General features: G+C 68.3%; 22 protein-coding genes. 13 read left to right on the top strand and 9 right to left on the bottom strand.

Annotated elements, in window-relative coordinates; genetic code table 11:
• The first annotated feature begins 41 nt into the window (after positions 1-41).
• From DR046_RS07165 to DR046_RS07125, 9 genes are all read left to right on the top strand, one after another.
• Positions 42-620, top strand: coding sequence for a GNAT family N-acetyltransferase (locus DR046_RS07165; RefSeq protein WP_115381421.1), 579 nt, complete (start codon positions 42-44; stop codon positions 618-620).
• Between the two features lie 2 nt (positions 621-622).
• Positions 623-1,222, top strand: coding sequence for a GNAT family N-acetyltransferase (locus DR046_RS07160; protein ID WP_115381419.1), 600 nt, complete (start codon positions 623-625; stop codon positions 1,220-1,222).
• Between the two features lie 75 nt (positions 1,223-1,297).
• Positions 1,298-1,621, top strand: a complete 324-nt coding sequence (locus tag DR046_RS07155; protein WP_115381417.1) for a chorismate mutase — start codon at positions 1,298-1,300, stop codon at positions 1,619-1,621.
• 45 nt (positions 1,622-1,666) lie between these two features.
• A complete protein-coding gene (gene rpsP, locus DR046_RS07150) occupies positions 1,667-2,044 on the top strand; it encodes a 30S ribosomal protein S16 (RefSeq protein ID WP_115381415.1) in 378 nt (125 codons plus the stop codon).
• A gap of 278 nt (positions 2,045-2,322) precedes the next feature.
• Positions 2,323-2,850, top strand: a complete 528-nt coding sequence (gene rimM, locus DR046_RS07145; RefSeq protein WP_115381413.1) for a ribosome maturation factor RimM — start codon at positions 2,323-2,325, stop codon at positions 2,848-2,850.
• A 52-nt stretch (positions 2,851-2,902) separates the two neighbouring features.
• Positions 2,903-3,067 carry a DUF1328 family protein gene (locus tag DR046_RS07140; protein ID WP_115381411.1) on the top strand — a complete coding sequence of 55 codons (165 nt, stop codon included), beginning with the start codon at positions 2,903-2,905 and terminating at the stop codon, positions 3,065-3,067.
• A gap of 38 nt (positions 3,068-3,105) precedes the next feature.
• On the top strand, positions 3,106-3,885 hold the full coding sequence (trmD, locus tag DR046_RS07135; RefSeq protein ID WP_115381409.1) for a tRNA (guanosine(37)-N1)-methyltransferase TrmD: 780 nt from the start codon (positions 3,106-3,108) through the stop codon (positions 3,883-3,885).
• 307 nt (positions 3,886-4,192) lie between these two features.
• On the top strand, positions 4,193-4,576 hold the full coding sequence (locus DR046_RS07130) for an integrase core domain-containing protein (RefSeq protein WP_115381407.1): 384 nt from the start codon (positions 4,193-4,195) through the stop codon (positions 4,574-4,576).
• 233 nt (positions 4,577-4,809) lie between these two features.
• Positions 4,810-5,016 (top strand): cold-shock protein, encoded by a 207-nt coding sequence (locus tag DR046_RS07125; protein ID WP_115381405.1) that lies wholly within the window; start codon positions 4,810-4,812, stop codon positions 5,014-5,016.
• Positions 5,017-5,065: 49 nt separating this feature from the next.
• Here DR046_RS07125 and DR046_RS07120 read toward each other — a convergent pair whose 3' ends face one another.
• Complete coding sequence (locus tag DR046_RS07120) at positions 5,066-5,731, bottom strand: acyl-homoserine-lactone synthase (RefSeq protein ID WP_135227267.1); 666 nt, start codon at positions 5,729-5,731, stop codon at positions 5,066-5,068.
• Positions 5,732-5,846: 115 nt separating this feature from the next.
• Complete coding sequence (locus DR046_RS07115) at positions 5,847-6,464, bottom strand: helix-turn-helix transcriptional regulator (protein WP_115381402.1); 618 nt, start codon at positions 6,462-6,464, stop codon at positions 5,847-5,849.
• Positions 6,465-6,586: 122 nt separating this feature from the next.
• Here DR046_RS07115 and DR046_RS07110 point away from each other — a divergent pair, with 122 nt between their 5' ends.
• Positions 6,587-7,084 carry an autoinducer binding domain-containing protein gene (locus tag DR046_RS07110; RefSeq protein WP_167766954.1) on the top strand — a complete coding sequence of 166 codons (498 nt, stop codon included), beginning with the start codon at positions 6,587-6,589 and terminating at the stop codon, positions 7,082-7,084.
• Here the strand turns inward: DR046_RS07110 and DR046_RS07105 are convergent.
• On the bottom strand, positions 7,081-7,389 hold the full coding sequence (locus DR046_RS07105) for a hypothetical protein (RefSeq protein ID WP_115381400.1): 309 nt from the start codon (positions 7,387-7,389) through the stop codon (positions 7,081-7,083). The genes DR046_RS07110 and DR046_RS07105 overlap by 4 nt on opposite strands.
• Positions 7,390-8,465: 1,076 nt before the next feature.
• Positions 8,466-10,952 carry a calcium-binding protein gene (locus DR046_RS07100; RefSeq protein WP_115381398.1) on the bottom strand — a complete coding sequence of 829 codons (2,487 nt, stop codon included), beginning with the start codon at positions 10,950-10,952 and terminating at the stop codon, positions 8,466-8,468.
• Positions 10,953-11,170: 218 nt separating this feature from the next.
• On the opposite strand from DR046_RS07100, the gene DR046_RS07095 reads away from it, so the two are divergent.
• Together DR046_RS07095 and DR046_RS07090 are read left to right on the top strand one after the other, a co-directional pair.
• Positions 11,171-11,422: a type II toxin-antitoxin system RelE family toxin gene (locus tag DR046_RS07095; RefSeq protein WP_115381395.1), complete on the top strand. Its 252-nt coding sequence runs from the start codon at positions 11,171-11,173 to the stop codon at positions 11,420-11,422.
• 16 nt (positions 11,423-11,438) lie between these two features.
• Positions 11,439-11,780 carry a helix-turn-helix transcriptional regulator gene (locus DR046_RS07090; RefSeq protein WP_115381393.1) on the top strand — a complete coding sequence of 114 codons (342 nt, stop codon included), beginning with the start codon at positions 11,439-11,441 and terminating at the stop codon, positions 11,778-11,780.
• A 274-nt stretch (positions 11,781-12,054) separates the two neighbouring features.
• Here DR046_RS07090 and DR046_RS07085 read toward each other — a convergent pair whose 3' ends face one another.
• Genes DR046_RS07085 through DR046_RS07065 form a run of 5 tightly spaced genes read right to left on the bottom strand, consistent with a single transcriptional unit; the run spans position 12,055 to position 16,078 of the window.
• Complete coding sequence (locus tag DR046_RS07085) at positions 12,055-13,848, bottom strand: SulP family inorganic anion transporter (protein ID WP_115381391.1); 1,794 nt, start codon at positions 13,846-13,848, stop codon at positions 12,055-12,057.
• A gap of 3 nt (positions 13,849-13,851) precedes the next feature.
• Positions 13,852-14,235 (bottom strand): rhodanese-like domain-containing protein, encoded by a 384-nt coding sequence (locus DR046_RS07080; RefSeq protein ID WP_209313558.1) that lies wholly within the window; start codon positions 14,233-14,235, stop codon positions 13,852-13,854.
• A 12-nt stretch (positions 14,236-14,247) separates the two neighbouring features.
• Complete coding sequence (locus tag DR046_RS07075; protein WP_115381389.1) at positions 14,248-15,165, bottom strand: MBL fold metallo-hydrolase; 918 nt, start codon at positions 15,163-15,165, stop codon at positions 14,248-14,250.
• A complete protein-coding gene (locus DR046_RS07070) occupies positions 15,162-15,602 on the bottom strand; it encodes a DUF6691 family protein (protein ID WP_115381387.1) in 441 nt (146 codons plus the stop codon). The genes DR046_RS07075 and DR046_RS07070 overlap by 4 nt, the downstream gene beginning before the upstream one ends.
• Positions 15,602-16,078, bottom strand: a complete 477-nt coding sequence (locus DR046_RS07065; protein WP_245190845.1) for a YeeE/YedE family protein — start codon at positions 16,076-16,078, stop codon at positions 15,602-15,604. The genes DR046_RS07070 and DR046_RS07065 overlap by 1 nt, the downstream gene beginning before the upstream one ends.
• 72 nt (positions 16,079-16,150) lie before the next feature.
• Here DR046_RS07065 and DR046_RS07060 point away from each other — a divergent pair, with 72 nt between their 5' ends.
• The gene (locus DR046_RS07060; RefSeq protein WP_115381385.1) at positions 16,151-16,468 is read left to right on the top strand and encodes an ArsR/SmtB family transcription factor; all 318 of its coding nucleotides are present in this window, start codon (positions 16,151-16,153) and stop codon (positions 16,466-16,468) included.
• The last annotated feature ends 162 nt before the right edge of the window (positions 16,469-16,630 follow it).

The raw sequence follows: 16,630 nt of genomic DNA, 5'->3' as shown, positions 1-16,630 counted from the left end.
CCGTGGCGTCCCGGACGCCGTTCACAACCGGAGACAGAGACATGATCCCCACCCTCACGACCCCCCGGCTGACGTTGCGGGCCCCCGAGGTGCGCGACTTCGAGGCCTATGCCGATTTCCGCGCCGCGCCCGAGCCGATGGCCTGGCTCGGCGGCCCGATCTCGCGCGAGGCCGCATGGCACCAGTTCTGCGCGCTGCTCGGCCAGTGGCAGTTGCGCGGCTACGGCCGCTGGATCGTCACCCTGCGCGGCGATGACACGCCGGTCGGGCTGGTCGGCCTGTTCGAGCCCATCGACTGGCCGGGGCAGGAGATGTCCTGGGCGGTCTTCCCCGGCTCCGAGGGCCGTGGCATCGCGACCGAGGCGGCGCGCGCCGCGCGGCGCTGGTGGTACGCGCTGGGCAACGGCACGCTCATCAGCCATGTCGCGCCGGGCAACACCCGCTCGGTCGCGCTGGCCGAACGGCTGGGCTGCACCCCGGGCGAGACGCTGTCGCATCCCGTCTTCGGCGAGATCGTCCGCTGGCGCCACCCCGAGCGGGTCGAGCCCTTCATCGCCGACGCCCCGCGGACGCGCCTCGCGGCGAGCCCCGCCGTCCACGCCGTCGACCGGGGGCACTGACCATGCGCGCGGATATCCCGGTCCTGACGACGAAGCGCCTGATCCTCCGGGCGCCCGAGCCGCAGGACTATCCCGATTTCAAGGCGACCTTCGCCTCCTACCGCTCCCGCTTCATGGGCGGGCCTCTGACGCCCTACGAGGCGTGGATGCTCTATGCGGCCGAGATCGGGCATTGGGATATCCGCGGCTTCGGCATGTGGATGGTCCACGCCCGCGCGGACGACCGCACGCTGGGCATGGCCGGCGGCTGGCAGCCCGCCGGCTGGCCCGAACGGGAACTCGCCTGGATCATCTGGCCGCAGGAGGCGGGCAAGGGCTATGCGCTCGAGTCGACGGACGCCGTGCGCCGCTACTTCTACGCGCATGGCTGGGAGGGGGCGGTCAGCTATGTCGGCTCGCGCAACCTCGACTCGATCCGGCTCTGCGAGCGGCTGGGGGCGAAGCGCGACCGCGACGCGCCGACCATCGCCGACGACGATCTCGTCTACCGCCATCCCGGCCCGGCGGAGCTGAAGGACACCCGCCTCTCCTGGGCGATCGCGCGCGAGATCGCGCATTACGCCGACCCGAAACTTTCGCCCGAGGGGATGCCCGTTGACTGACAGACAAGCCGCCGATAGGTCCGACGCCCATCCGACGCGGATCACCCACGGATCACCCACCGGATCGCCCCGCCCATGACCGACGCCACGACCCGCGCCGCCAGCCTGCTGGCCGAGCATCGCGCTTCTATAGACCGCCTCGACGCGGTCCTCGTCTATACCCTGGCCGAGCGCTTCGCCCACACCCAGGCGGTGGGCAAGCTCAAGGCCCAGCACGACCTTCCGCCCTCGGATCCCGAGCGGGAGGCGACCCAGATCGCCAGGCTGGAACGCATGGCGGTGGAAGCCGGGCTCGATCCCGACTTCGCCAAGAAATTCCTCGGCTTCGTGATCGAGGAAGTCATCCGCCACCACCGGCGCCACCAACCGGGCGACGCGACGTCCCCGGCCCAACCGTAGGGTGGACGAAAGTCCACGCCCCCAAGCCAGCAAGAGGAACTCCCCATGGCCATGAAGATCAGACTCGCCCGCGGCGGCTCCAAGAAGCGCCCGCATTACGCCATCGTCGCCGCCGACACCCGGATGGCCCGCGACGGCCGCTTCATCGAGAAGCTCGGCACCTACAACCCCCTGCTCGCGAAGGATTCCGAGGACCGCGTCAAGATGGACGTGGAGCGCGTGCAGTACTGGCTGTCGCAGGGCGCGCAGCCGACCGACCGCGTCTCGCGCTTCCTTGAGGCCGCGGATCTGGCGCCGAAGAAGACCCGCGCCAACATGAAGAAGGCCGAGCCGGGCAAGAAGGCGCAGGACCGCGCCAAGCAGAGGGCCGACAGGGCCGCCGCCGCGGCCGCGAAGCAGGACGAGACCGCCTCCGCCGAATGAGGCGGCGCATCGGGGCGGCTCCGGGCCGCCCCTTTCGCCTCCGGGCATCCCGAACGGGAGACGGCTCATCGCCCATCGCCTGCTCTTTCCGCTGATCCTCGCCACCCTGGTCGCGGTGATCGGCCTCGTCCTGCTGCTCCAGACCGAGCGGCCCAACGCGCGCCTGGTGGGCGCCGCGCTCCTCGCGGGCGCGGCACTTCTGGCCGCCGCGCCGTTCCTGGCTTGACCGGTCCGGCGCTCTGCGTCACCTTTCCCGACCGACGATCACGAGAGACCCCATGAAGGATCACGTCTGCCTCGGCGCCGTCACCGGCAGCTACGGCGTGCGCGGCGAGGTCCGCGTCAAGAGCTTCTGTGCCGAGCCCTCGGCCATCGGCGACTACGGGCCGCTGACCGGCGACGACGGCACCGCCTACAAAGTCACCGTGCTGCGCCCGGTGAAGGGCGGCTATGCCGTGCGCCTGTCGGGCGTGCCCCACAAGGAGGCGGCGGATGCGCTCAAGGGCACCCGGCTCTGGGCGCCCCGCGCCGCCCTGCCGGAGCTGCCCGACGACGAGTTCTACCATTCCGACCTGATCGGCCTCGACGCGGTCGATACGGGCGGTGCCCCGCTCGGCCGCGTCCACGCGGTCCATGACCACGGCGCGGGCGACCTGCTGGAACTGCGTCCCGCGGGCGGCGCGGCGGTGCTGGTGCCCTTCACGCGGGCCGTCGTGCCGACGGTCGACCTGGCGGCGCGCCGGCTCGTCGTCGATCCGCCGGACGGCTTGCTGGACGAGGCCGAGGCGCCGCCAGAGGGAACCTAAGGCCCGGGCCCCGGGTTCACCAGAAAGTGAAACCAACTGGAGCCCGCACCCCATGCTTGAATGGATTCTCATCCTCATCGTCGTGGCCGCCATCGCCGCCTTCCTCGGCATGGGCCGCGTTTCGGGCGTCGCCCTGTCGGGCGCGAAGATCCTCGTCGTCCTAGCCCTGATCATCGGCGTGCTGGCGCTGCTTGGGGTGTTCGCGGCCGCCGCCTGACCCTTCCGCCGCCCTGGCCCTCGCGATATGCGGGGGCCATGGAACCCCCCTCCCGATCCCACGCCACGAAGTCGATCCGGCCGACGGCGCAGCCGCGCGACCTGCTGGCCGAGACCGCCCGCGCCGGCACCTGGACCGCCAGCGTCGTCACGCTCTTCCCCGATGCCTTTCCCGGAACGCTGGGCCTGTCGCTGACGGGCACTGCGCTGAAGGCGGGGCTCTGGGACCTCCGCACCACGGATCTGCGCGGCTTCGGCCTGACGAAGCATCGCAACGTCGACGCCCCGCCGGCGGGCGGCGGCCCGGGCCTCGTGCTTCGCGCCGACGTCGTCGGGCCCGCCCTGGACGAGGCGCGCCTGCCAGGACCCATGGTCTATCTCAGCCCGCGCGGCCGCCCCTTCACCCAGGCCACTGCCCGCCGCTGGGCCGCCGCGCCCGGCGTCACCCTGCTCTGCGGCCGGTTCGAGGGCGTCGATCAGCGGGTGATCGACCATTACGGCCTGGAGGAGGTGAGCCTCGGCGACTTCGTCCTGACCGGCGGCGAGATCGCGGCGCAGGCGATGCTGGACGCCACCGTGCGCCTTCTGCCCGGCGTTCTGGGCAACGCCGCCTCCACCGAGGACGAGAGCCATTCCGACGGGCTGCTGGAACATCCGCACTACACCAAGCCCGCCGACTGGCGCGGCCACGGCATCCCGGAGGTGCTGACCTCCGGCGACCACGCAAAGGTCGCGGCCTGGCGCCGCGCACAGGCCGAGGCACTGACCGCCGAGCGGCGGCCCGACCTCTGGGCGAAGCGGCGTGGCTCCGACGTGTAGCTGTTCCGCCCCGGCATGAGAGGGCGCGAATCGGCTCTGAACCGGTCCGGTTCCTCGGTCCGACATTTGACGACGTGCTCGTATGGCGTGAGGCCGCGCAAGGTGTTGAGACTAAGGGCGTAGTTGTAGGTGAGGAGGAATAGGGGAAGGCCCGGGCCGGGCGTTTCCCGGACGAACGCCTCGATCAGCGCCTCCAGGAACTCCCACGCCGTCCTGTAGTTCGCGCGTTCGACGAGCTGCACGAAGGCGAACTTGGAGGTTTGGTCCCCTTTGGAGGTCTGGTCCCCTCTCGGGACATCGCTGCGCGATGCCCTGCCGGGCAAGGGACAACGGCATCCAGTTCACCAACCGGAAGAAGGACAAGTATGCCTTCATCCACGCCTTCGGCATTGCCTACACCGAGCACGACATCAAGCACCAGCTGACGAAGGTGAACCACGCGTGGATGAACCGCCCGGTCGAGCGGATGAATCGAACGATCAAGGAAGCCACCGTGAGGCGCTACCACCACGGCAGCCGCGACAAGCTCCGCACCCATCGCGCCGACTTCGTCGCAGCCTACAACTTTGCTCGGCGCCTCAAGACCTTCTGTGGCCTCACGTCCAAGCAATACGTCGTCAAATGCCGGACCGACGAGCCGGACCGGTTCAAAATCAATCCGCGCCACCAGATGCCGGCACCAGACGCCTAGGCCATGGCGCATCCCTTGCCGCAGTGGTTGAAACCCTGCCACCACAATATGGGACTGAACAGCAAAGCTCGATCGACAGGGGAAGCCTCGTCAGCGTCCGTGCCGAGCAGGGCGCACATGGGTTGCAAGCCATCGGAACAGTCTCGATCGAAGCGCCATAGCTTGAAGAGCCCGGTGTCGGGGAGCCTGATCCGACCGACCGGACCTGGGGAGACGAAGTCGCCTCGTCATGTCTGCCCAAATGCGTCAAGTGGGCCGATCGGGGCAAGGGTTTCGGCTTCGCCAACGCCTTTCGTGAGGAAGGGGATTTCTTCGTTCACATGAGCGTCCTGCAGCGCTGCGACCTGCAGAAGATTGGGGCCGGTGAAGCGATCGGTGTGAATGTTATCGACGGCGAGAGAGGTCCCGAGGCAGGGGAAATGCTGCGCTGGAACGCCTGACGGTCAGGCATCGGTGCGGGCGATGTCACGGCGACGAAAGCCTCGCCCCCTACCCGATCCGGTTCAGTCGCGTCTCGAAGATCTCGCCCCGCTCGGCGTCGACCCCGAGTTCGGCCAGGCGTTCCGGGGCGCGTTCGGCCAGGCAGCGGAAGACCGCGTATTCGCGCCCGTCCTCCTCGCTCAGGATCGGGTAGGTCAGGCGGTCGATCTGGAGCCCGACCAGGGCAGCGGTCCGCTGCAAGGGGAGAGGCGAGAAGGTGAGGAACGAGGTTCCGCCCGCCTGCCTGATGACCCGGACGAGGCCATCGATGATGAGGGCGAGGCACTGCATGCGGCGAAGCCTCGACCTCAGGTGGTCCGACACGACGAGACGGGTTCCCTCCCATGTCTTCTCGGGCGGGTAGGCCGAGGGGTCGAACGGTATCACGGGGCCTCCGGGGATGAGCCCTCTAGAGAAGTCGTTGAGCATGTAGGTGTAGATGCCCCAGGACGAGTTGCACGGTTGGCACCGTGCGCCCCCGATCACGCGATCACCTTCCAGGACGACGGAGTATTTCGCCAGGGGCGTGTCGTACTGGTCCATCTCCACGATCCCGTCGGTCGGAATCCTCCAGCCCAGTTCATCGACGAAGAAGCTCTTCCGTAGCTTGAGGAAGTCATAGAAGACCGGCCCATGCAAATGCATGGTCGACATGTCGAACGTTATGCTGCGCATCTGCTGCTCGAGACCTTTTTGGCCCAACAAGTCAGATATCCTGCGCAAAGTCCTGCAGGTTCCTTCAGGTGAGAGATATTGCGGTCTCACGGTGAGGCATTAATCACACAGGCGCTCAGAGCAGCCCGTAATCCGAGGCCATGGAGACCGCCTGCGGGGTCGTCCTCGCCCCGAGCTTGTCCTTCGCGCTGCGGAGGCGCTGCTTCACGGCCCCTTCCGAGATGCCGAGCTTGAACGCGATCTCCTTGAGAAGTTCCCCGTCCCTGATTGCGGCCAGCACCTCCGTTTCGGCCTCGGTGACGTCGTCCGGCGCCGTAAGGTCGGCAAACAGCAACTCGAGCCTGCGTCCGAGCTCCTCGATCTCGCTCGACGTGAGTTCCCTGTCGGAGCGGCAGAAGTTTCCGAAGCTTCTGATGCTGGGGTCGTCCTCATCCCGGAGCGATATCGCCGCGCCGAAATTAAGGTCGTATTTCGCGGCTTCCCCGAGAACGCCGCTGGTATCGGGTATGTCGACCTCGCTCCATCGAATGGAGCCGGCGTTGCAATAGACCCACCTGAGCACGGGATCCATCATCAGCAGGCCCTGCTGCGTGTATTTGTGCACCCATGGACGCGGCAGGCTGTTATGCTCGAATTCCGGCAGCAGAAATTCGATCCGGAAAGCGATGTAGAACCCGGCACTCGCGATTTCTTCGAAGGCGTAATCCCGTATCCGGGCTTCGGCGGCTGTCATGTCAGGGATCTCTCGCGCACAACGACGTTGCGTCGCCGCCTTCCTGTCGGGTAACGATGAGTTATCCGAGGTGCGTGACACGTTTTGGGGCTTCTCGCGAGGGTTGGCCGGGGGACAGGGACATGGATCGAGCTACCGAGCTCATCGGCCTCTTCGAGGGCCTCGATGAGATGTGTGCCAGCGGCTACGCGATCGGCCTCCATCTCAGCTTCACGACGTCGAAGTACATCTTCCAGACCTACCCCCGCGAATGGATGGACGCCTACTCGCGCAAGGGACTGATCCTGCAGGATCCTACCATCCGCTGGGGCGTCGAGAACACCGGCGCGATCCGCTGGGCCGACCTGGAGCGGTCCGACCCGGGCGGCGTCATCAAGGAGGCGCGGGCACACGGCCTGGTCGAGGGGGTCTCCGTCTCGGTCGCGACCGACCGCTCCCGGTCCTTGGGCAGCTTCGCAACACCAAGCGGCCCCTTCGACGCCACAACCGTGACGGAACTCGCCGACCGCCTCCTCAGGATGCACGAGATAACCGCCGACATCGAGAGCGACTCCTCGGAGGACAAGCGTATTCGACGCTTCGCTGCGTCCATGGCCGGCAGGGAAATCCACGACCTCTAGGCCCGCTTGAAAGGGCCTGCCAGTGCCCGAAGCAGCGAATCCGCAGGTTCGTCCGGCGTGCCGAAGAAGTCGATCTTTGCCGCGAGCGACAAGGTGAGGCCCTCGATGTGGTGGGGCGGACAAGAGACGTAAGGGTCCGCTCTGACGAGGCGCGTGCGCGTCTGTGGGTCGAAACCTTGCCGCATCAGCGCGCAGGCTAGCATGCAGGTGGCTCGCCTCGGAACGACAATGCTCACCCCCTCGGCCCAGGCAGTCTCCATCAACTGGCCCGACAGGAAGGTTTCATCGTGAAGGATCGTCAGCATGAAGCGCTCCTGGTTTCCACGACTTCTGGGTGGGCATGCTGACGAGAGTGCGACCGCTATGAGGTATCCCCACGACCCATTCGCGTCGCGCTGGTGAAGGTGCCCAAGCGTCACCTGCCCTTTTTGACGCTCGTAGGTGGACAGTCCGGAAATGCTTCTGCCGATGACCGGGTTCCCTCCTTGGCGAAGGCGGCGTGGAGGAGATGCGCCTCTGTGGACCGATCGGAAACACAGCGTTCAGGAGTTACCTCGGCAGCCTGAACTTTTGGCAATGCAGCCATCCGCCTTGCCGCTTGCTAGAAGGTAAGGGCGGCACGCGTTCGTAAGTGGTAAATGGTAGGCAGTAAAAGGTGACAAGTTTTACGGATGCCGGACAGCCTAATTCGTGTCGCTTTGCCGGGAGGACCGGCGTCTTCGATCGAGAGGACGCCGTTCCCGGCAAAAGGCTCTGTCCGGTGTCTTTGGTCTGGTCCAAGGCCGATGTCTGTAAGGTCGAATGACGGGTTTTTGTGTTGGCGTGATCGTGGCGCCTCGGTTTGTAAAGAGTGGAGTGAACGGTGAAAAATGGTTCGGTAAAGGTCCGGAAGGCCGATCTCCTTCCGAAATTCCCCTCGCAGGAAGAATACGACCGGATGCGTCGTGAAGCGACCCCGCCGTCTCGCAGGAGGACCCGGGCTCTCCGCAATCGGAACCCATGGATCAAGGCGTGGGCGACCGGCATCCACGGGGCCCTCCGAGCGAGATGCTTGCGCGCCGATGTCCCGGACGCGATTCCGCAAGACGGCGATATGGGGAGGCAGCCATCGGCACGTTTGGTGCTCCGGCCGGAGTGGCGCATCGCAGTGTCCCCCGGAAACCGGACACTGACGGAAGCTGCGATCTGAGGGGACCGGCTCTCCGGGCCTGTCCCGGGGCCGAGGTCGGTCTGCTCCTGGTGAAGGAGACGGGGCGATCGCGGCCCTGGCCCGTTCCATGTCGGTCTGCGATGGGACCTCCATAAAAGCGGGGTTTGCCAGAGCCGCGGGCACGCGCTCCGTGGCCTGGCTCCCCGGCACGAGCTTCCGCAGGCGGCAGGCTCAGAACAGCAGCACATCCTCCCAAGTCAGGCGCGGGCCATCTTCCAGGACGGCGACCAGCGTCGGGGCCTCCGGGCCCCTCTGCCCGTCCAGGTCGATCCTCACCTCGCCGCTGCCGCGGTCGTAGTCGAACCTTCCGGACCTGACCGCCGACTGCGCCTGTCCCAGCGTGACGGGGCGCGGGTCAATGCCGCCGTCGCCCAGTCCGAAGAAGCGGTCGTCGAGCGCCAGCCGGTCGCCCTCCCCCGGATCAAAATCGGTGACTGTGACCGTGGCCTCGCCGGGACGGAAGGCGAAGGAATCCGCGCCGGTTCCGCCGGTCATCGTGTCGTTGCCGCCTTCCGAGACGAGAATGTCCGCGCCCGGGCCGCCGTAAAGCGCGTCATCGCCGGGCCCGCCGTAGAGCTGGTCGTTGCCGCCTTCGCCCCGCACCGTGTCGTCGCCGCCGAGGGCGCGGATCCTGTCGCGCCCCGTGTCGCCGCGGAGATCGTCGTCCCCTGCCGTCGGCTCCGCGTCGGGATCCGGCGGATCGGTGCCGTCGCTGGCCTCGATGACGCCCTCGATCCGGTCGGTGCCGATCCGGGCGCCGTCCCCGGTGGCGGAGACCAGCTCCACCGTCCAGCCCTCGGCCCCCTCGGCGAAGCCGTCGGCGATCACGCCGAGCTCGATCCGCGCCATGTTGGACCGGTCGATCTCTGCCTCGGAGGGCGCGCTCGATCCCGCGGGGGATACCTCGCCGAAACGCACCGTGCCGGAGAGCGCCCCGTCCAGGTCCGCCGCATCGGCCTGCGCCTCGCCCGTGCCGACGAGCCGCCAGGTCACGGTTGAGGCCGCCGAGACGTCGCCGATGCGCGCGATGGTGAAGGCGAGCGTCCCGCCCTCGGCGACGGGACCGCCGCCATGCAGGTAGATGAGCGACCCCGCCTGCGCGACGTCTTCCGCTCCCGTCCCGACCACGGTCCCGGTCTCGCCGGCCGTGCCGTCCTCGCCGATGGCGCCCGCCGGTCCGGGGCCGGTCGACGCGCCGGCGACACGGGAGTCGTCGTCGTATTCCTGTAGCGGCGTCCGATAGGGCTCCCATGCTTCCCGTCCCTCGGATGTGAAGCTTCTCCAGGACAGGTCCTCGAGGCTGTAGCCCCGGGGCGCGATCGCGATGTAGGGCAGCATCGCGCGGCCGCCCTGCCCGCCGACGCCTTCGCCGGGCTCTCCCGCCTCCCCGCCGGTCCCGCCTTCGCCGGCAGAGAAGCGGCTGCCGGTCCCGCTCTCGGTCGGGGCGGCGACCTCCCCTTCGGCCGTGCCGTAATTCACGATCAGGCCGCCATTGCCGCCCCGGCCGCCCGATCCGCCGTCGCCGCCCGCTCCGGCCGGGCCGGCATCTCCACCGACGCCGCCCTCCGAGGTGGCGACGTCGAGGAACCATTCCCGTTCGCGCAGGCGGCCGTTCGAATCGTAGAAAAAGACGTCGTAGAGGCGCACCCATTCCTGTCCGCCATCCGCGCCGGGTCCGCCGCGGGAATCGCCGCCGTCGCCGCCCGTCCCGCCTTCGCCGCCATCGCCCCCACGCAGGTCCAGCCCGGAGGCCAGCGCACCGGATGTCAGCCGGCCGCCGAAGACCACGTCGGTCAGGGACAGCGTCGCGCCCTCCCCGTTGATGATCGCGGCCGCGTCGCCGCCTTTCCCGCCATCGCCCCCGGCACCGCCGTCGCCGCCCGGTCCCCCATCGCCGCCGTCGCCAGCCCAGGGCGGGTTGAGACCGTTGCCCGCCTCGCCGGGATAGTCGTAGACCATCGGCGCCGCGGGGTCGGTGCGCCAGGGATGGTCGACCAGTTCGATATCCGGCAGCGGCGTATCGACGCCGAGCTCGTCCTCCTGCCCGAAGCCGCCGATGGACAGCCCGCCCTCGCCGCCGAGACCGCCGGACCCGCCGCCGGACCCCTCGGCCTGGAAGCCGCCGAAACCGACGCGCTCCAGGGTCAGGGTCCCGAAATTGAGGATCGCGGCGGCACTTCGGCCCGCGCCGCCGGTCCCGGCCGCCCCGCCATCCTCGGCGGCCCCTCCCGGACCGCCGTCCCGGTCGTCGACCACCGGGGGATCCGCAAAGGCGTTGTCCCCATCCGCGCCCGCAAACCCGGGGAAGGCCCGGGCATCCGCCTGCCCGAACGTCCCGCCGAGGACATCGACGTTGCGCAATGTCAGCTCCGCCCCGAAGCCCACGACCAGAAGCGACGAGCCCGCGGCGCCGGTGCCGTCGAGCAGAACATCGCTCACCCCGTCGCCGTCGCGGTCGCCGTCGATCACGAGCCGCCCGCCCTCGGGCGCGGAAACACTGATGGGGAAAAGGAATCCGACCGTCGCGGCCTCCTCCGAGAAGCGGATCGTGTCGTCCTCGGGCGAGGCGGCCGCAAGCGCGACGGCATCGGACAGCGACAGCAGGGTCTCGTCGGACGGATCACCCGCGCCGCCGGTCGTGACGATGTACTCGGCCATGAACGTCTCCAATCGATCTGAACTTGCAATAGCTTGCGCAGACGGCGCCGCGCAGGGTCAGCTTAAGCTGGCAGGGAAATGGCTGACAACTTTCCGTTGAGCCGGAGCATCCATGACTGCCCCGGCCCTCGCCGCGCTGGACGAGATCGGGCGACGCGCCGTGCGGTGGCAGGGATGTAGCTACTGACGACACCCCTGTCCCTTCGCATATCCTCGCCATGGCCCTGAGGCCCAGCTACACCCGGCGCGCCTTGCGCGCCCTGCGCCGGATCCCTCCCCCGCAGGCCAGGCGCATCCGGGCGGCGGTGGATGCCTGCGCGGCCGATCCGCAAGGCCAGGGGCATGACGGGAAGGCGCTGCAGGGGCGACAAGGGCTTCGCCTGCGCGTCGGAGAGTACCGGGTCATCATGGACCCTCAAGGGGCCGTCCTGGCGGTTCTGGACGTGGGGCCAGGTGGCTCGATCTGCTGATGGAAGGAAGGCGCCAATGGATACCGTGACGATCCCCCGCAGCGAATACGACGCCCTCCGCGCAGCGGCGGCCGAACTCGAAGACGTGACCGCCCATGACGACGCCAGGGCCGCCTTGAGCCGGGGCGAAGAAGAACTTGTCCCCGAGCCCTTCGCGTCCCGGATCATGGACGGGGAGAGCCCCGTGCGGGTGTTCCGCGAACTGCGGGGGCACAGCCAGTCCGCCCTCGCCCGCCTGTCGGGGGTGAACCGGGTGCAGATCGTGGAGATCGAGGGGGGCCGGGCGACCGGATCGGCCGCCACGCTCGGCAGGCTCGCCGCCGCGCTGAAGGTGACGTTGGACGACCTCGCCCCGTGACCCTCTGACCTGGTGGCCTTGGCTGACGGTCGTTTCCGGCGCGCCGTCATGGGCGGGACATCAACCTGAGGGCGAGACATGCCCGCCGGTCCGGGCTCGGCTCGGATTCCTTCCGCGACATTCGATCCTGAGCTGCCGAACGTGCGGGAGTCCCATGCAATTCTGAAGGCATCTCCCGATAAGGCAATCTGCGGGACCCTTGGAACCTGCTCCTGCTCCTGCTCCTGCTCCTGGTCTGGGCACCGGGGTCGCAGACAGGGTCCGGGCGCGCCGATCATCCAGCGGCGGACCCACGTTCGGGGAACGGTCTGGACGCATCCATGGCTGGCCGATCCGCATGATCGGCCAGCCTGGTGATTTCTGGCGCCAGCGCTTCCATCGCCTCGTGGTGGGACAGAAACACCTTGCCGGTAAGGTGCTCCAGGAACGACGCCTTTGCCAGGCGATCCATCACCGGGCCCTTCACCTCCGACAGGTGCAGGTCCACCCCCTGTTCGGCGAGGCGGTGGCTCACCAGCTCCAGGCTCTCCAGCGCGCTGGCATCGATGCCGTTCACCGCGGCGCAGTTCAGCACCAGGTGGCGCACGCGCGGTCGCTCCGCCACCGACCGCTGGATCACGTCCTCAACGGCACGGGCGTTGCCGAACCAGAGGCTCTCGTCGATCCTGAGGGACAGGACGTGCTGTGAACGAAGCACGTCGTGCCGCAGGATGTTGCGGTAGTGCCGGGTGCCGGGCACCTGCCCGATTTCGGCGATGTGGGGCCGTGAGCTGCGCCACAGATGCAGGAGCAGCGACATCGCGACGCCGGTGAGGATGCCGGCCTCCACTCCGGCGGCCAGCGTCACGAGGATCGTGCCGGCCATCGCGGCGAAGTCGAACCGCGAGTAGCGCCAGGTGCGGCGCAGCGCGCCGAGATCGACAAGGCTCAGCACCGCGACGACGATCGTTGCGGCCAGCACGGCAAGCGGCAGGTGAAAGATGACCGGCGTCAGGAACAGCGACGCGAGCGCGATGCCGATCGCGGTGTAGGCACCGGCGGCCGGTGTCTCGGCGCCGGCATCGAAGTTGACGACCGAGCGGGCGAAGCCGCCGGTGACGGGGTAGCCGCCGGAAAAAGCCGCCGCCAGGTTCGACATGCCGAGGCCGATCATCTCCTGGTCCGGCCGGATGGACTGCCGCCGCTTTGCCGCCAGTGTCTGGGCGATGGAGACGGACTCGGCGAAGCCGATGATCGAAATGAGGAAGGCGGCCGGCAGGAGAGTGCCCCAGAGACCAGGGTCGAGCGGCGGCAGCGACAGGGGCGGCAGCCCCTGCGGCACCTCACCCACCACCGCCACGCCCCGTGCCTCGAGGTCCAGGCTGACCACCGCCAGGATGGACACCGCGACCGCGAGAACGGGGGAGGTGCGCGCCAGAAGCGTGGCTGCGCCGGCGTGCAGGCCGAGGTGCTCGAGCGCCGGTTTCAGCTTCGCCCGCGACCAGAACAGGAAGATCGTCGCCGCGCCGCCGATCACGAGCGTCGGGAGGTTGGTCTCCGGCAGCGCTGGAAGGAGCGACCTGCCCAGCTCGATCAACGTATGGCCACCGGCCTCGACCCCGAGGATGTGCTTCAACTGGCTCGCGGCGATCAGGAGGCCCGAGGCGGTGATGAACCCGGAGATGACCGGGTGGGAGAGCAGGTTCGCGACGAAGCCCAGGCGGAAGATTCCCATCGCGAAGAGGATCAGGCCCGATAGCAGCGCCAAGGTGATGGCGGCAGTGACGTATTCCGCGCTTCCGGGCGTCGCCACGGCACCGGCAGCCGTAGCGGTCAGAAGCGAAACCACCGCCACCGGGCCGACGGCGAGGGTGCGGCTGGTGCCGAAGATCGCGTAGGCCACCAGCGGCAGGATCGAAGCGTAGAGCCCGACGACGGGCGGCAGGCCGGCCAGCATCGCGTAGGCCAGCGATTGCGGGATGAGCATGATCGTCACGATCACGGCAGCCATCCCGTCGCTGAGGAACGCCTGCCGGTCGTAGCGGCGCCCCCAATCGAGGACGGGGAGGTATCCGGCCAGCCTGCCCATGGATCAGCTCTCGACCGGAAGACCGGCGGATTTCCAGCCGCCGAGGCCGCCCTCGATGAGGGCGGCGTCATAGCCCATCCGCTGCAACGTGTCCGCCGCCAGCGCCGCGCGTCCGCCCGAGGCACAGAGAACATGGACACGAGCGGAGCCCCGAGCCTCGGTGAGCCGCGCCTCGGCGGTCTGTGCCGTTGCATCCGCCCGCGTCTCGAGAATGCCCCGCGGGATGTGCAGGGCGCCCGCGATGCGGCCGTCCTTCTCCAGTTCGGCCGGCTCGCGCACGTCGAGGATCAGGTCGCCACGGCGCACCGCATCCTCTGCCTCCTGCGGGGAAACGGCGCCCACGCGGCTACGGGCGTCGGCAACGAGGTCCTTCATGGTCATGGTCATGTGTCTTCTCCTTCAGAAGCGGTTGACGGGAAGTTTGAAGTAGATGCGGCCATCGTCCTCGGCCGGCGGCAGGCGACCGCCGCGCAGATTGACCTGGAGCGCGGCCAGGATGCGGTCGGGCAGCGCCAGGGTCGCATCCCGCTCGTCGCGGCGCCTGATCCAGTCCTCGCGGCGCGTGCCGTCCCTGACGTGCTGGTTCTCTGCCTTGTGCTCGACCACCGTCGCCTCCCACATCGGCTCGTCGCGCCCCTCGGCCCCGTAATCGTGGCCGACGAAGAGCCGCGTCTCGGCGGGCAGCGCGAGGATCGCCTGGATCGAGTCCCAGAGCTGCGCGCTGTTTCCGCCGGGAAAATCGGCGCGGGACGTTCCCACGTCGGGCTGCATGAGGGTGTCGTGCGTGAAGGCCGCGTCGCCACAGACATAGGTGATGGAACCCAGCGTGTGCCCCGGTGACAGCATCACCCGCACCTCGAGCTCACCGATCCGGAAGGTCTCGCCTTCCGCGAAGAGCCGATCGAAGTCCCGTTCCGGGTCGAAGACGCCGGGCATGTTGTAGATCTCTTCCCAGAGCGCCGCGATCTCGTGGACCTTGGCACCGATGGCGTTCGGCGCGCCCGTCCGCTCCTTGAGATGCGCTGAGGCCATGACGTGGTCGGCATGGGGATGGGTGTCGAGCACCCATTCGACGGTCAGGCCGTTCTCCCGCACGAGATCCAGGACCTGGTCCATGCTCCCGGTCGAGAAGCGGTAATGCTTCGGATCGAAGTTCCAGACGACGTCGATCAGCGCGGCCTTCTTCGTGGCCGGATCGGCGCAGATATACTGGATCGAGCCGGTATCGGGCTCGTAGATGCCCCAGACGTCGGGACTGCCTGCCCCCCGGGAGGCGGAGTGGCGCACCACCCGCTGTTGCAGCTGCGAAGTGCTCATTGTGTTGCTCCTTTCGGTGCGAGGATTCCGAGAGACGAGGCCCGGGCGCCAAGCCAGAGGCCGGCGAGCATCGCAGGCACGAAGACCAGCGTGCCGGGGGCAAGGAGCGGCAGTGCCGTCCAGGCCGGCCCCGGACAGAACCCGCCAATTCCCCATCCGGTGCCGAAGAGCGCCGCGCCGAGGATCAATGGCCGGTCGATCCGGGTGTTCGTCGGGACATCGAACCTGGTCTCGAGCACCGGCGCCCTCCGGTGCCAGACGAGGCGGTAGCCGATGAAGGCGGTGACGGTCGCGCCGCCCATGACGAAGGCGAGGCTGGGGTCCCAGGTTCCGGCGAGGTCGAGGAAGTTCAGGACCTTCGCCGGGTTCGACATGCCCGAGATGACTAGGCCCAGGCCGAAGACGAGGCCGCTGAGAAAACCGAGAGCGATGCGCATCATGCACCTCCCAGAACATGGCGCAGGACGAAGACCGTGACGAAGCCCGCGGCCATGAAGGTCACGACCGCAGCGAGCGAACGACGGGACAGCCGGGCGAGGCCGCAGACGCCGTGCCCGGACGTGCAGCCGGAGCCGAGCGCGGTGCCGAGGCCCACGAGCAGTCCGGCTACGGCCATGCCGAAGAGGTTCGAGGGGACGGCCTGCGAGACCGTTCCGCCGACCAGCATGAGCGCGAGGGGCGCTGCCATCAGCCCGAACAGGAAGGCCAGCCGCCAATCCCTGTCGCGCGGAGTGCCGGGGGTCGGCAGGACAGTGCCAAGGAACCCCTTCGTGATCCCCGAGATCCCCGCGATCCGTCCGAACAGGCCCAGGACCATGACGGCGCTGAGGCCGATCAGGACCCCGCCGGTGAGCGAGGCCCAGGGCGTGAACGCCGTTTCCAGTTCCATCTCCATCATGCGTCTCCGTTCCATGCCCTCGCGCTTGCATCCGCCGGGCTTTTCGGCTACATATTAGCAACAACTAAATCAGTCAAGGCTAATGTAATGGAGTTGGACGCAGACAGGTCCGTCGCCGCCCTCCAGGAGCGGGCCGATTACGTGGCAGGCCGGTTGGTGCTGGTCGCGAACACGAAGCGGCTCTTGATCCTGTGCGAGCTTGCGAAGGGCGAGCGGTCAGTCGGATCGCTTCAGGCGGCCGTGGGGCTTGGCCAATCAGCCCTGAGCCAGCACCTCGCCAGGCTGCGCGAGGCCGGCATGGTCGAGACGCGCCGCGAGAGCCAGACAATCTTCTACCGGATCAGCGATCCGGAGCTCGAGCTCCTGATGGCGGCACTCTACGAGGCGTTCTGCAAGGACGTCTGACGCGGTCTGTCAGCCAGCGCGGGGAACGGTCGGAAGGTCCGGATACTGTTGAAAAAGTCCGTTGCCTGGCGTTCGAGGCTTTGATTCACTCGTTCTGAGAGTGGAGGGCATCGCGATGATGGGGCCAAGGCAAGTCGCGCAGGGCGCGCTATTTTACGAGTT

The organism is Jannaschia formosa, assembly GCF_003340555.1.
Taxonomy (GTDB): Bacteria; Pseudomonadota; Alphaproteobacteria; order Rhodobacterales; family Rhodobacteraceae; genus Jannaschia; species Jannaschia formosa.
Note: the sequence above shows the minus strand (reverse complement) of the source record. Positions and strands in the feature narration are given on the sequence as shown.